The organism is Bacillus sp. FSL L8-0199 (genome assembly GCF_038005705.1).
In the GTDB taxonomy this organism is placed as follows: domain Bacteria; phylum Bacillota; class Bacilli; order Bacillales; family Bacillaceae_G; genus Bacillus_A; species Bacillus_A cereus.
Genome location: NZ_JBBOTS010000001.1, coordinates 4784856 through 4798985 on the forward strand (window position 1 = coordinate 4784856; position 14130 = coordinate 4798985).

The following is a 14130-nucleotide window of genomic DNA, read 5'->3' on the forward strand; positions in this document are numbered from 1 at the left end:
TTTTCAGACCTTAAAACGAAAAATTTACTCAGTGAGCTTTTCATTATTCCCACTGAGTATTAAAATCTCTTAACACATAGAAACTATAAATATAAAATTTGACTAATATAGCTCACATTTGTATTTCTTTTTTATACAAAACGTAAGAATATAAATTCGTTATAATGACAGCAACTACTATAATCCCAAGCATCATATAAGTTCTCCAATCAGCCGGAGCGAAAACACTTATAATCATAATAATTCCTAACGCCACAAATACTTTTCCGCTAAACCGATGTGTTTTCCGCCATACTTCTTCATTACTTAACGTCCATGGATTACGCATCCCAACAAAAAAGTTTGGCTTACACTGTGGTAAATAATTACCCATTACTAAAAATAAAACACCAACTAATAATTCAGGCACCCGATTAATGAATAAGTTATATCCTAATCCACTTGTAATAATATCTATATTTCCTACAAATAGTAGCAATAGTACACCATTATTCATCATCATAAAGGCTTTAGAAAATTTCTCGTAATTTGCTTTTCTTGGATCAATCTTTGGTATCACATTTAGAAATATATATAATGCAATCATAATTCCGACCATAGAAATCATTCCGTAAAATTTAGAAGAATATCCATCTACCTTACCGCCGCTCCAATGCGTTGCAATTGTATCCGGCAAATGTGGCCAAGCAAACGCCCAAGCTAAACAAGTTATAACAATTAATAAGATTGCAAAAAGATGTTTTTTCATTTCCCCTCTTCCCCCTTATTCGTAAATGTAAACACCCAAGTTAATAAATCTTGAAAGACAGTTGTGTTTAAAGAGTACACAACAAATTGCCCTTTCTTTTCATCTTGAATAAGTTCAGCATTTTTAAGTGCGCTTAAGTGGTGTGAAATACTTGGTTTTGTCATATTGAAATGTTCAGCGATTTCACCAGCGGTTAAATCACCTTCTTTTAATAAGTCTAAAATTTTTCGCCTTGTTGGATCTGCTAATGCTTTGAATGCTTGATTCAATGTCTTTCTTCCTTTCGATAATTAGACATTTAGATATTTATCTAAATGTTAAACCGATTACTGTTATTTGTCAATTGTATCCAGTGCCCTTTTTACTTTTCTCACTTTTAACCTATACTGTTTACTAGCTTATCTTTCAACATAATGAAAAGACTTGAAACACATGATACACTATAGCTACAATTGTTTTTCTGAGGAGGAATATACATATGTATAAAATTTTAATCGTTGAAGACGATCCAAATATTTCATCATTACTGCAATCTCACATTCAGAAGTACGGTTATGAAGCTGTTGTTGCAGAGAATTTCGATGATATTATGGAATCGTTTAACGCTGTGAAACCACATCTTGTTTTACTTGATGTAAACTTACCGAAATTCGATGGTTTCTATTGGTGCCGTCAAATTCGTCATGAATCTACTTGTCCAATTATTTTCATTTCAGCGCGTGCTGGTGAGATGGAACAAATTATGGCAATTGAAAGCGGTGCGGATGATTACATTACAAAACCATTCCACTACGACGTTGTAATGGCAAAAATTAAAGGACAATTACGCCGTATTTACGGTGATTATGCACCAAATATTTCTGAACGTATCGTTGAAGTAGAAGGTTTAAAACTATTCCCAGAACGTCCTGAAATTCACTTCGGATCTGAACAAGTTCTTTTAACGAAAAAAGAAGCTATTTTAGCTGAAATGTTATTATCTAAATTCCCTCGTACAGCAAGCCGTGAAGATTTATTAGCTGCGCTTTGGGATGACGAAAGCTTCGTTGAAGAAAATACATTAAACGTAAACATTACGCGTCTTCGTAAAAAGTTTAATGAGCTTGGTATTGAGAACTCTATTGAAACAGTACGTGGACTTGGATATCGCTTTAACGCAACTTGGAGTGAATAAGCATGAAGCTATTTTTACGTGATCATTTTGCATTTTTCCTACTGTACGTTTTAAACTTCGGTATCATTTTCGTTCTTTATGATGCAGTAGATGGATTTCAAAACAATAAATTTTATTTCGTCGTTTTAAGTTTATATTTATTTATTTGTTTCCTCGCTTACCGTTACGTTCGCAATCGTAGAATGTACCATAGATTAAGCGAGCAACCAGAGAAAATGGAAGATGCGTTTATTGAAAGAGCAACTGCTCCGATGCCTCACGGTGTAAATGAACTCGTGCGCACGCAATACCGTCTCTTCCAAAAAGAACTACAATCGTATGAAGTAAAACAACAAGAACATCAATTATTCATTAACCACTGGGTGCATCAAATGAAGACACCTGTTTCCGTTATGCAGCTTATGGTGCTCGAAATGGAAGATGAGCATTTGATTCCGAAATTCAAAAAAGAATTAGAGCGACTAAATCAAGGACTCGATATGGCTTTATATATGGCAAGGCTAAATAACTTCCATGAAGATTTCCATGTTGAGACGATTTCATTAAAAGATACGGTAACAAAAAATATTAACGGATTAAAAGAACTATTCATTCGTAATGGTGTCTTCCCTGTTTTAGAAGTCCATTCTGATTTAAAAGTTGCTTCTGATGCGAAATGGCTAAAATTTATCATCTATCAGTTAATGACAAATGCTGTTCGTTACTCTGGTGAGCGCGGAAAGAAAGTTTTCTTATCTGCTTACCGAAACGGAAAAGATATTATTTTAGAAGTTCGTGATGAAGGTGTTGGTATTCCACAAGAAGATATTCGAAGAGTATTTGAACCATTTTACACTGGGAAAAACGGTCGCGCATTCGGAGAATCTACTGGTATGGGACTTTATATTGTAAGTAAAATTTGTGATTATTTAGGTCACTCTGTCAAACTAGATTCTGAAGTTGGTAAAGGAACGACGATTAAAATCATCTTCCACAACGCTGCAAATAATCAAGCAGAACATACGGAGAAGGTGACCGAAGCATGATCGTAACATATGCAAGCAAAATGTATGAGAACTCACTCTCATACATTTTTTGCAATACAACTACTTCTATATCTTCTAGCCGGAGGTATAATCTATGACATTTTGGCAATTTGCATTTAAAAACGTCACGCGCAACTCGAGAGCTTATTTTGCTTACTTTGTAAGTAGTTCCTTTTCCATTGCTGTGTTCTTTTCGTTTGCTGTTTACTTATTCCATCCGAAATTACAAAACTTTGACATGACCTCTGAAATTTCAGGATTAATGATATTTTCAGAAGTAGTAATTGTATTTTTCTCTTTCTTCTTTTTACTATATTCCATTGGTACTTTTTTAAAAGTTAGAAAAAAACAATTTGGTGTTTTGACCATTTTAGGAATATCGAGAAAACAATTACATCGTCTTGTTTTTATGGAGAATATGTTAATCGGGATTTTATCTATCTTTTTCGGCATGCAGTTTGGAGTTGTTTTTTCTCAATTTTTCTTATTAGTAACAGCCAAACTTACGCATGTTCCAGGAATATATTTATACGGTCCTACTAACGCGTTTATTTTAACAACCATTGTTTTCCTTAGTCTTTTTATCATTGTATCTGCATTCACACCAATGCTTATTCGTACAAAAAAAGCGGTACACCTTTTAAAAACAAATGGTGGAAAACAAAAAGAAAGAAAACCATCCATACTTGTTTCATTATTTGGTGCGATTTGTTTATTTGGTGGTTATACGTTAGCTGGAAATCCTAAATATTTCGTATCAGTAAGCCCGCAAATCGGTGTTATATATATGGTTTCGAGTATTTTCGTTATCCCAATGCTAGTTACAATAGGAACATATTTTTTCTTTTCTCAAATTAGTTTCTTACTGATTTATATTTTAAAGAAAAGAAGAAGATTTTATATGAAACGGATTAATATGCTTTGGATTTCAGATTTAGCAAACCGTATTCGGACGAATATTAATATGCTTTTTATTGTAGCGATGCTCTCTACAATTGCTTTCACAATGATCACGTTCCTATATGGATTCGGGAAATTTATTAAGCTAGAGGTGAATAGAACTTCCCCTTTCCCAATTTCTTATTTCTCTTATGATGCGAACCCTTTTGTTACAGAGCATTTAAATTGGCTTGAGCAACAATTACAAAAAGAGCATTTCCCTTATCAAAAAATAAAAGCTGATATATATGAAACACCACTAAAAGAAGATAAAGATATAGCTATTTATAATGACGTATACGCAATTAAGCAAAGTGACTATAACAAACTTGCGAATTCTTTACGAATGAAACAACTATTTATGGATGATAACGAAGCATATGTGTTAACAGGGACATCTTATATCACCATATTCAACGAATTTGAGCAAAGCTACAATAGAGATTACATTACACTCTCTAGTACAAATACGAAATTAAGAGTTAAAGGCTATGAGCATGTAAATGCAATTCCATCTGGCTTTTCATATCAAACGATAGTTTTGCCTGATGTTATCGTAAATAACTTACCTAGCACCGTAAAGCATATATCAGCATACAATTACAAAATTCAAAACTGGGAACAGACATATGAAATTGCTGATAATTTTATAGAAAAGGTGCAAAAAGATCGAAATAAATACCAGTATGAAGGACCACTTATTCGCTCCTTTGAATCAGCGGGATCGTTATACAAAATAACATCAGGCAGTGCCGCGTACTTCCTAATCGGGACATTTTTAGGAGTTATTTTCTTCATTGGAGCTGGTAGCGTTCTTTACTTTAGAATGTATACAGATTTGACGAACGAACAAGAGAAATATATAACGATTTCTAAAATCGGTGTAACAGATACAGAGATGAAACGATCTGCAACCATTCAACTTAGTATTTTATTTTTCGTTCCGTACATTATGGCATCCATTCATACAATGTTCGCAACAAAAATGCTACAAGATGTAATTGGTCTGTCTTTGTTCAAAGAAGTTTCAGCCGTTCTTATTATTTTTGGATTCGTTGAAATCGTATTTTTCTTATTCATTCGTTCACTTTATATGCAAAAACTATCACATTACACGAGTGGACAAAATATTTAAAACAAACTTGATGAAAAGAGTATCTCTCATAATCTTTTCATCTTCACACTATTAGGAGGTTTAGGTGAATGACATTTTGGCAGTTTGCATTTAAAAACGTCACAAGAAACGCCAGAGCTTATTTCGCCTATTTTGTAAGCAGTGCGTTCTCCATCGCAATCTTTTTCTCATTTGCAGTTTATTTATTTCATCCTAAATTGCATATGACAGACGTGAATTTTTCTCTGAACATATTAATGACAATTTCAGAAGTTGTCATTGTATTCTTTTCATTTTTCTTTTTACTGTATTCAATCGGGACGTTTTTAAAAGTACGAAAAAAACAGTTCGGGATTTTAACAGTACTTGGCATATCTCAAAAACAATTAAAGCGACTCATATTTATAGAAAATATGTTAATTGGTGCTCTTTCTATATTTTTTGGCATTCAACTTGGACTTGTCTTTTCACAGTTCTTTTTGTTAGTTACCGCTAAAATTACACACGTACCTGGTTTATATTTATATCCGCCTACAAGTGCTATCGTTTTAACTATCATCATCTTTCTCGGGCTCTTCATTCTCGTATCATCTTTTACACCGATGCTCATTCGCACGAGAAAAGCCGTACGTCTTTTAAAAGAAGGAAAACAACAAAAAGAAAGAAAAGCATCCGTGCTCATCTCTCTATTTGGTGCGATCTGTTTAATATGTGGATATGCGTTAGCCGCAAATCCGCTGTATTTTATGTCGCTAGGTGACATAATTGGACTTTTATATGCCGTCTCTAGTATATTTGTCATCCCATCGCTTATTGCAGCTGGAACATACTTTTTCTTTTCACAAATTAGTTTTTTACTTATTCGTATTTTAAAAACACGAAGAACGTTTTATATGAAACGAATTAATATGCTTTGGATTTCTGATCTAGCATCACGTATTCGGACGAATATTAATATGCTCTTTATTGTGGCGATGCTATCGACGCTCGCTTTTACAATGATTACATTCTTATATGGATTCGGGAAATTTACAAAGTTTGATGCGATTAGACAAAATCCTTTCCCGTTTACTTATTTATCGCATACTGAAAATACGTTAGCTGATGAACATTTAAACTGGTTAGAGCAGAAATTTAATGAAGAGCACTTTACTTATACAAAATTTAAAACGGATATATATGAAGTATCTTCGGCTGAAGATAGCACGCAGCTCTATTATGCCATTAAACAAAGTGACTATAATGTACTTGCTAAGGCTTTAAATTGGGAAACGCTCACGGTCAATAAGAATGAATCTTATATTCTTATGAAAGACTTAGATGATCAAGTTATTGGAACGCTCCATAATAAAGAACAGAAAAATACTCTTACACTTACTCAAAACAATTTACAACTACAAGTGAAAGAATATAAAAGTTATAGCCCATTCCCAAACAGCTTAATATACCAATTACTCATACTATCTGATGAAAATGTAGAAGCCTTATCCACCGTTTCCAAACAAATGAGTGTATATAACTTCAAAGTTACAGATTGGGAAAAAGCACATAATATCGGTTCATCGTTTATAACAAAAATCCATAACGATAATGCAGCAATTCAAGCAGAGCATCCACCTTTCCATGCAAGTGAAGCGAGCGATTCTCTATATAAGACAAAACTAAATGTCGCTTCGTTCTTCTTAATTGGTACTTTCCTAGGAGTTATTTTCTTTATCGGTGCTGGCAGTGTTCTTTACTTCCGGATGTATACAGATTTAACAAATGAGCAAGAAAAATATATAACGATTACGAAAATCGGCTTAACTGAGACTGAAATGAAACGTTCAGCGACAATTCAGCTTGCGATTCTTTTCTTCGTACCTTACATTATGGCATCAATCCATACGATGTTTGCGACAAAGATGCTACAAGAAATATTACATCTCTCGTTCTTCGCTGAAATTACAGTCGTACTGTTGATTTTTGGAACAGTTGAAATTTTATTTTTCCTTTTAATTCGTTCCTTTTATATGCAAAAATTATCACAACACATTAAGTTTTAAAAAGTAGAAAGGTGATTACTATGGAAGAAGTATTACACATAAAAAACGTCTCAAAAGTATATGAGGGAAAAGTCCCTCATACTGCTTTAAAAAATATAAATTTACACGTGGATAAAGGGGAATTCGTTGCCATTATGGGACCATCTGGTAGCGGAAAATCTACATTTTTAAACGTTATCTCTACAATCGATTCTCCGACTTCTGGTGATGTCGTGATTAACGGAAAAAAACCGCACACATTTCGTAGAGAGAAGTTAGCTATTTTCCGAAGACAAGAGTTAGGATTTGTTTTCCAAAACTTTAACTTACTAGATACACTAACAATCGGTGAAAATATCGTACTACCTTTAACATTAGATAATGTTCCATTAAAAGAAATGGATGAAAAGCTTGATAACATTTCAAAAAAGCTTGGAATTGATCATATTTTGGACAAACGTATTTTTGAAGTTTCTGGAGGACAAGCACAGCGTACCGCAGTAGCACGTGCTGTTATTCATCATCCTTCACTTCTACTAGCCGACGAACCGACAGGAAACTTAGATTCAAAAGCGGCAATTGACGTAATGGAGTTATTTACGAAATTAAATAAAGAAGAAGATGCAACGATTTTAATGGTTACGCACGATCCGTTTGCAGCAAGTTATTGTAACCGTGTTATTTTTATTAAAGATGGCGAACTTTACAATGAACTGCACCGCGGATTATATCGCGAGAAATTTTATCAAGAAATATTAGATGTTTTAGCATTATTAGGAGGAAGACGTGGATGACATTTTGGCAATTCGCATTTAAAAATGTCTCACGTAATTCGAAAGCATATTTCGCCTACTTTGTAAGTAGTGCGTTTTCTATCATGGTTTTCTTTTCATTTACTGTATACGCGTATCACCCGCGGTTACAAAGTGTACAAAGTTTCCAAGAACGTGATCCTCTAATGAACTTAGCTAGTACAGCACAGCTTGTGATCGTTATGTTCTCGTTCTTCTTTCTCTTATATTCAATTGGAACATTTTTAAATGTACGGAAGCAGCAATTCGGGATACTCACCATTCTCGGTATCTCACAGAGACAATTAAAGAGACTGTTATTTACTGAAAATATGATAATCGGGATATTGTCTATCTTTATCGGCATTCAAGGTGGACTTGTATTTTCTAACTTTTTCTTATTAGTCACTTCGAAATTAACAAGTGCGAAAGGTCTCTATTTATATTGGCCAACAGAAGCGATTATCGTTACAACCGTAACGTTTATCATTTTATTTTTAATCGTTTCTACGTTTACACCAATGTTTATTCGTACTCGAAAAACAGCCCACCTCATTAAAGGGAACAAGAAAATGCCAGCTGAAAAAAGACCATCTATACTCATCTCTTTATTCGCTTTAATTTGTTTAGGGCTATGCTATTATATCGCTGGTTATCCGCAAGGCTACGTAACGGAAAAAAATGTGCAAAATGGATCTGTCTTTTTTATTATGTTATCTATTTTACCGCTCGTAATAGTCGGGACATATTTATTCTTTTCACAAACATTCCTTCTTTTCATCTATATTTTAAAGAAGCGCAGAAAGTTTTATTTGAAACAAATAAATATGTTATGGATTTCAGATTTAGTTTCTCGTACACGCAGTAATATTAATGTACTCTTTATTGTTTCTATGCTATCTGCACTTGCATTTACGATTATTATTGGATTATTCGCCGCTAATAACAATACGAAGGCATCAGTACTAGAGCGATATCCCGTTCCCTTCACGTATACATCAGAAGGTGACAATTCCCTTGAACAAAAGCATATTTCTACAATTGAAACGGAGCTTACAACTAATAATTTTCTTTACAAAAAATATAAGTTTACAGTATTAAAAGATACAGCTTCCAAAGAAGATATTATGCTTATGAAGATGAGTGATTATAACGCAATTGCTAAACAATTGAAAAGATCGGAAATAACAATTGATTCTACAGAAGTGTATATTATTTCTCGCCACTCACCAGAACTTCTCGATCTCGTATCTAATCCATTTGCAAAGCAAAATACGATTACACTTGGATCTAATAAAAAAGAATTTCATATTAAAGGGTTTATTAATAAAGGAATCGAACCATCATTTGCATTCCCTCATTTAGCTGTCGTACAAGATTATGTATTTGATAATATGATTCCTCATATTGAAACAACTGTAATCTATAACTACTTCGTAGAAAACTGGGAAAATGCAATCGTTCCAACAAAAAATATGTTACGTGTTATTAGTGGTGATGCACGTGAGTTCTACGAAAAGCATACTGAAGAGAAAGCTCAAGTTCCTTTCTTCATACATACGGCTACGGATGAACTTATTTACGGTAAAGGAAATGCAGTTGCTCAATTCTTTATTTGGGCATTTCTCGGCTTTATTTTCTTTATCGGTGCGGCTAGTGTTCTATACTTCCGTATGTATAATGACTTAACAACTGAAAGACAAAAGTATATTACGATTACAAAGCTTGGCTTAACTGAATCAGAAATGTTTCGCTCTGCTACCATTCAATTAGGAATTTTATTTTTCGTTCCTTACATCGTTGCTGGTGTTCACACGTTATTTGCGGTTAAGTTTTTACAAAGCATGTTTTCTTTCTCATTACTAAAAGAGACATGTATCGTACTCACCTTTTTCGGGATTATCGAGATTATTTTCTTCTTCTTAATCCGCTCTCTGTACATTAATAAATTATCACAGCATATAAAAATATGAATAAAATGGCCTTGTGCATATTGCACAAGGCCATTTTCAATAGTTTTTAATAATTAGCAGCAATATCCGCCGTAGCCACCAGCATAACCGCCGTAACCACCATAACCACAACCGCCGCCTCCGCCGAAGCAGCTAGCACCGATGATAATTAATAAAATAAACAATACGATTAGAAGCGCAAAACCGCCTCCGCACCCATGTCTGCGGTTACAATCATCATGTCTGTGTTCACACTTTTCGCTCATTACTCTATTCCTCCTTTAGTATCATTCATAACAAGTTCACCTTGCTCTAAATGAGGGGATTCCATTTATAGTATGTTTTCAGGGCGAATAGGAAGCTTGGCTTTCTTAAAAACGGGCTTGTTTTCGGAAATGGGCTTCATCAAAAAAAGATACCAATTAAGGTATCTTCTAAATAAACATATTTAATAAAAGTGCAAAACCAAATGCAATAAATGATAACAATGTCTCAAGTACCGTCCACGTTTTAAACGTTTCCTTCACCGTTAATCCTAAATACTCTTTTACAAGCCAGAATCCTGCATCATTTACGTGAGAAAACATTAATGATCCCGCACCTGTTGCTATAACGAGCAATTCTAAATTTACACCTGACATGTGCTGAATAACTGGTGAAACAATTCCTGCTGCCGTCGTTAATGCTACTGTTGCTGAACCTGTTGCGATTCGAATTAATCCAGCTACCATGAAAGCTAACACGATCGGTGATAACGATATATGTTCTGCCATTTGCGCAATCGCTGTTCCAACGCCGCTTTCAATTAATATTTGTTTAAACCCACCGCCTGCACCGATAATTAAAATAATGGAACCGACTGGTAATAAACTTTCATCCGTTAACTTTTTAATCATCTTTTTATTAATCCCTTGTCTTATTCCAAGTAAATAAAATGCTGCGAAACATGAAATAAGTAAAGCAATTACTGGGCTTCCTATAAATACTAAAAATTCAGTTATCTTTTTCGGTAATGAAATATATGGTGCCACTACTGATAAAATCATCAATACAACTGGTAATAAAATAATGAAAAATGAAACTTTACGACTTGGTAAATCTGTTGATACAGTCGTAACTCGAACAAGCTCTGGTTCATTTTCGGGTATAACCCTTTTATGTACCCACTTTGCAAATATCGGTCCTGCGATAATGGCTGCTGGTAACGCGATAAGTAATGAATATAAAAGTACCTTTCCTAAGTTCGCGTTATAAATACCGATTGCTGTCATCGCCCCTGGATGTGGTGGCACAAGCCCGTGCACAATAGATAATCCAGCAATAACAGGTAACGCAATTAATAATATATTTTGCTTCGTCGTTTTTCGAATCGAAATAACAAGTGGTAATAATATGACGATCCCCACTTCAAAAAACACTGGAATCCCTATAACAAAACCTGCAAATAACATAGCCCAAGGTAGTTTCTTCACACCGAAAAATCGAATAAAGAAGTCTGCCACTTGCATGCCCGCCCCTGAATCGGACATCATTTTTCCTAAAATTGTTCCGAGGGCTAAAATACCAACTAGATGCCCTAGTACACTACCAACACCAGTTTCATAGGCAGTCACTATTTTCGTCAAATTCAGTCCAGACATAATAGCTAAAAATAAACTCGCCACTGTTAAACTAATAAATGCATGCCATTTCCACCATGATACCCCTAAAATAACAATCGCAATTGCAAGTAATGTGACGATTAATAAGTATATATCCATCTCTCATTCTCCTTACTTTTATCCCGATTGGTGTGGGCTAATAATTAGTGGGTGATGCCCTCCTCCACTAATTAAAGTTTTACTTTATAAAAAAAGAGGGAACATCCCCTCTTTTATACGTCATAATTCACTACATAATGCTGCATTTCTGTATTGTAGTAGCCTTCGCTATATTCAATTACTTCGCCAACTTCATCATAAGAATAGCGCATACGTTTTAATAACGCTGTCCCCTCTTTTTCACCTAGCGCTTCTGAAACGAAACTAGGCGCGAGTCCAACAGCGAATTCATCTCTGAAGTTTTCTAAGTGAATGCCTCGGTCTTCAACTAAATCATAAAGCGATTGCAAGTCAAAGTCCGATAAATCTGTACTTGCCATTCCTGCTGAGAAATAGTGCGTATAATGAATGTAAGGTGCATCATTTAACGTATATAAACGTTCAATACGAAAACTCTCCTTGCCGAATAATCGAAATGGCACCGTTCCTTCTTCATTATGAACGATTTCTGCTTTTAGCAATTTCTTTTGTACTTTATATCCTTCTTCCACTAACACTTCTGTAAATTTCTTACCTTTTGACAACTTTGTCGCAGAAGTATTACGGATAACTTTCGTTCCTTTACCGCTTTTCTTTTCTAAATATCCTTCTTGAGCGAGTTCTTTAATTGCATTACGCACTGTAATTTTGCTCACTTTGAACTCTTCTTCTAACTGCGGTTCGGAAGGAATATTCGTATGAATCGCATATACACCATGCAATATTCGATCACGAATAATATTTTTTATTTGTAAATATAATGGTCCTTTTTTCCTCGTTACGTTCACCGTTACACCCACTACCTTTCTACATCACCTACTGATGCCGTCATTGCCCGAAGTATATCCTTCTCTGATGACATTGGCGTATCACCGACGATTGTATGTGCAAGCATTCCAGCTGCTGACGCAAATGAAACAGCTTTCTCTGGTGCAAACTCTTTTATCTCGCCATGAATAATCCCGCTCGTATAAGCATCTCCAGCACCTATTCTATCATATACAGAAAACGTAAGTGTTTTTGCAAAAGTGAACGCACCATCTTTACATATAAATCCGCGAAGCGAGTGTGTATTATCACTATTAATAGAGCGATGTGTACCAGCGATTGTAGCGATATGATATGTTTCAGCCACCTTTGGAATAAGATCAATAAGTTGTGCTTCTCGCTCCGTCTCCTCTGTTTTCATTCCAAGAACGAACATTGCATCTTTTTCATTCATCATAACGATATCAGCAAGAGCCAGCATTTCTTCATAATGTGGTTTCGCCTGCTCATACCCATCTTCTCCCCAAAGAGATGGACGATAGTTGCAATCAAAGACGACAGTGCCTCCGCTTTCTTTCACTGCTTTCGCTAAAGATTTCATATGATGGCGCACCGTATCATTCATCGCAAGTGTAATTCCGCAAAAATGAACGATATCAATTTCCTTTGCGATTTCTTCAAATTGATACATGTCTTCACATGCCGTATTGAAACTACTTTCTAATCGATTCGAATATGTAACGCGACTTGCCCGTGCGCCAAATCCATTTTCTAAAAAGTACATGCCGACATATTTACCGCTTCTTGAAATAAACGGTGCCTGAATGCCTAACTTTTGAATATGTGATACTGCAGCATCCCCAACAGAATTTTCCGGTAAAGTTGAAATAAGAAAGCCTTCATGACCGAGATGAGAAAGTGCTGCTGCAACGTTCACACCCGTACCAGAAAATGAGTAATTTAATGTGTTAGCTTGCGACAACAATTCATATCCTGGTACTTGCAGGCGCATCATTACTTCACCAAATGCTGCAATTTTCTTACGCATATTGATCAACTAACTTTTTCACGACTGCTAATAATTCACGAACATCTTCTACTTTCGTATTGCCAGTTTCTTTATCAATAATAGAAGAGTACACGTGCGGGATAACTTGCTCTACATTTGCCTCAAGCGCAATACGTACAATTGTTTCGAAGTTTTCTTTATCGATTCCGCCTGTTGGCTCTAATGCGAATCCTTCTTCCGCACAAGCTTTCGCAACTGCACGATATTCTTCTTCATGAGCTAGCCCTTTCATCGGGAAGTACTTCAATGAATTTCCGCCCATATCACGTACAAGTGCGATCGCTGTTTTAATTGGAACGATTGCTTTTTCTTCTCCAGCTGCGCTAATTGGGCCAGTAGAAATATTTACGTAACCTACTTTTCCTGTTGGCGATACTAAACTATTAATCCAGCTATCTTTTTCGCCAAGATTTGCACGTGTCGCTCCAACTGAAGGGAACACTTGGTTAATATGACTACCAGGATAATGCTTCGCAATTTCAGCGACAACTGCCGCTTGGCGATTATCTCCTGCGCCTAGTCCGATTGATACAGCGTCATCAATTTCTTTTCCGTATGCTTTCATCGCTGTAACAGCTTCTTCTACTGTTGGGTAGTCTTTTGATAACACTCCCACTACTACATAACCTTCTGCTGCTTCAAAAATATCTTTCGCATTTCGGGTATTGTTCGCTAATACATTTAATGCTACGCGGCCTTTATAAAAACGTTTTTGAATATTTGTCAT

The 14130-nt window shown here is 35.3% G+C and carries 13 protein-coding genes; 6 read left to right on the forward strand and 7 right to left on the reverse strand.

Annotated features, from left to right (window positions below; genetic code table 11):
- Positions 1–112: 112 nt before the first annotated feature.
- A complete protein-coding gene (locus tag NST86_RS24745) occupies positions 113–748 on the reverse strand; it encodes an SdpI family protein (RefSeq protein ID WP_000716347.1) in 636 nt (211 codons plus the stop codon).
- The gene (locus NST86_RS24750) at positions 745–1017 is read right to left on the reverse strand and encodes an autorepressor SdpR family transcription factor (protein ID WP_001070531.1); all 273 of its coding nucleotides are present in this window, start codon (positions 1015–1017) and stop codon (positions 745–747) included. Before NST86_RS24750 ends, NST86_RS24745 begins: the two co-directional genes overlap by 4 nt.
- A 209-nt stretch (positions 1018–1226) precedes the next feature.
- On the opposite strand from NST86_RS24750, the gene NST86_RS24755 reads away from it, so the two are divergent.
- The 6 genes from NST86_RS24755 (at position 1227) to NST86_RS24780 (ending at position 9788) form a co-directional block, all read left to right on the forward strand.
- Positions 1227–1922, forward strand: coding sequence for a response regulator transcription factor (locus NST86_RS24755; RefSeq protein WP_000276738.1), 696 nt, complete (start codon positions 1227–1229; stop codon positions 1920–1922).
- Between the two features lie 2 nt (positions 1923–1924).
- Complete coding sequence (locus NST86_RS24760) at positions 1925–2947, forward strand: sensor histidine kinase (RefSeq protein WP_000765341.1); 1023 nt, start codon at positions 1925–1927, stop codon at positions 2945–2947.
- 94 nt (positions 2948–3041) lie between these two features.
- Positions 3042–5021 carry an ABC transporter permease gene (locus tag NST86_RS24765; RefSeq protein WP_061664547.1) on the forward strand — a complete coding sequence of 660 codons (1980 nt, stop codon included), beginning with the start codon at positions 3042–3044 and terminating at the stop codon, positions 5019–5021.
- A 68-nt stretch (positions 5022–5089) separates the two neighbouring features.
- A complete protein-coding gene (locus NST86_RS24770; protein ID WP_000144972.1) occupies positions 5090–7045 on the forward strand; it encodes an ABC transporter permease in 1956 nt (651 codons plus the stop codon).
- A 20-nt stretch (positions 7046–7065) separates the two neighbouring features.
- Complete coding sequence (locus NST86_RS24775; protein WP_000393250.1) at positions 7066–7818, forward strand: ABC transporter ATP-binding protein; 753 nt, start codon at positions 7066–7068, stop codon at positions 7816–7818.
- Positions 7815–9788 (forward strand): FtsX-like permease family protein, encoded by a 1974-nt coding sequence (locus NST86_RS24780; protein ID WP_061664545.1) that lies wholly within the window; start codon positions 7815–7817, stop codon positions 9786–9788. The genes NST86_RS24775 and NST86_RS24780 overlap by 4 nt, the downstream gene beginning before the upstream one ends.
- Positions 9789–9841: 53 nt before the next feature.
- On the opposite strand, the gene NST86_RS24785 is transcribed toward NST86_RS24780, so the two are convergent.
- The 5 genes from NST86_RS24785 to dagF form a co-directional block, all read right to left on the reverse strand.
- Positions 9842–10033 (reverse strand): YjcZ family sporulation protein, encoded by a 192-nt coding sequence (locus tag NST86_RS24785; RefSeq protein WP_001290392.1) that lies wholly within the window; start codon positions 10031–10033, stop codon positions 9842–9844.
- A gap of 168 nt (positions 10034–10201) precedes the next feature.
- Positions 10202–11527: a gluconate permease GntP gene (gntP, locus tag NST86_RS24790; RefSeq protein ID WP_061664543.1), complete on the reverse strand. Its 1326-nt coding sequence runs from the start codon at positions 11525–11527 to the stop codon at positions 10202–10204.
- 113 nt (positions 11528–11640) lie between these two features.
- Entirely contained in the window at positions 11641–12366 is a 726-nt protein-coding gene (locus NST86_RS24795; RefSeq protein ID WP_000539263.1) for a GntR family transcriptional regulator, read from the reverse strand.
- On the reverse strand, positions 12366–13382 hold the full coding sequence (locus tag NST86_RS24800; protein ID WP_061664541.1) for a sugar kinase: 1017 nt from the start codon (positions 13380–13382) through the stop codon (positions 12366–12368). Before NST86_RS24800 ends, NST86_RS24795 begins: the two co-directional genes overlap by 1 nt.
- Positions 13375–14130, reverse strand: a complete 756-nt coding sequence (dagF, locus tag NST86_RS24805; protein WP_000181937.1) for a 2-dehydro-3-deoxy-phosphogluconate aldolase — start codon at positions 14128–14130, stop codon at positions 13375–13377. Before dagF ends, NST86_RS24800 begins: the two co-directional genes overlap by 8 nt.